General features: G+C 65.8%; 1 protein-coding gene. It reads right to left on the bottom strand.

The features are described 5' to 3' along the window. Positions 1-9: 9 nt before the first annotated feature. Positions 10-978: an IS481 family transposase gene (locus tag ITJ59_RS18850; RefSeq protein WP_194652833.1), complete on the bottom strand. Its 969-nt coding sequence runs from the start codon at positions 976-978 to the stop codon at positions 10-12. Positions 979-1,079: the final 101 nt, after the last annotated feature.

The raw sequence follows: 1,079 nt of genomic DNA, 5'->3' as shown, positions 1-1,079 counted from the left end.
TGTACTGAGTCATGAGGTTGGTGACACTCGGGCTGCGGGCGTGAGTCCGTGGCTCGAGTGGATCCGGTCATTGTTGTAGTGCTCGATCCAGGGCGCAAGAGCGTCGGCTCGGGCTTGGTTGCTGGTGAAGGGCTGCCGGTAGGCCCACTCGGTGGCGAGGGTCCGGTTGAACCGCTCGACTTTCCCGTTCTGCCAGGGACAGTGCGGCTTGATGAATTTCTGCCGCGCTCCGAGCGCAGAGACCGCGTCTTTAAACGCGGCCGAGTGTCGGTATGCGAATGCGTTGTCCGAGATGACTCGTTCAATTCGTGTCACGCCGTGGTCGGCGAAGTAGGCCGCTGCGCGCGTCAGGAACCCGGCTACGGTCGCGCCCTTCTCATCGGGGTGGATCTCCGCGTAGGCAAGACGGCTGTGGTCATCGACCGCGGCGTGGACGTAGTCGAACCCGATCGGGTTTCTCCGGTCCCGAGCGTTTACTCCTCGGCCGTGGACACGCCAGCCGCCGCCGTCCGGGATGCGGCCAAGTTTCTTCACGTCCACGTGGACCATGTCGCCGGGACGCTCGTGCTCGTAGCGGTTCATCGTCGACCGGGTCGCTCGGATCAGCGCGCCGGTGATCGGGTCCAACCATGCCAGTGGTGGGACCTGATGCCGGCGGAGGATGCGGGAGATCGTCCGCTCTGGGACGCCGGTATAGGCGGCGAGCCTGGCGGGACCGAATCGGAGTTCGGCCCGAGCGGCGAGGACCGCTGCTTCACGTTCCGGGCTCGTTTTCGTCGGCGTCCGAAGCGGGCGGCTTGATCGGTCCAGCAACCCGGCGGCGCCTTCCGCGCGGAATCGGCGCACCCACCGGTGCGCGCACTGGCGCGAGACGCCAAGCTCCTTCGCTACATGGGCGACGGGACGGTGGTCCTCGATGACGCGTGCGACGAGCAGCCGTCGTCCATGCAGGGTCAAACGGGCGTTAGCGTGGGACACAGAGGCCTCCTGGCAGTGGCAGAACTAGACAGCTCCACTAAGCCAGGAGGCCTCCCCTCTTCACAAGCCCCGCAGTGTCACCAACGTCATGGCCAGGTACA

The organism is Curtobacterium sp. VKM Ac-1393 (assembly GCF_015350995.1).
GTDB lineage: Bacteria > Actinomycetota > Actinomycetes > Actinomycetales > Microbacteriaceae > Curtobacterium.
This window is presented reverse-complemented; position numbering and strand designations above follow the sequence as displayed.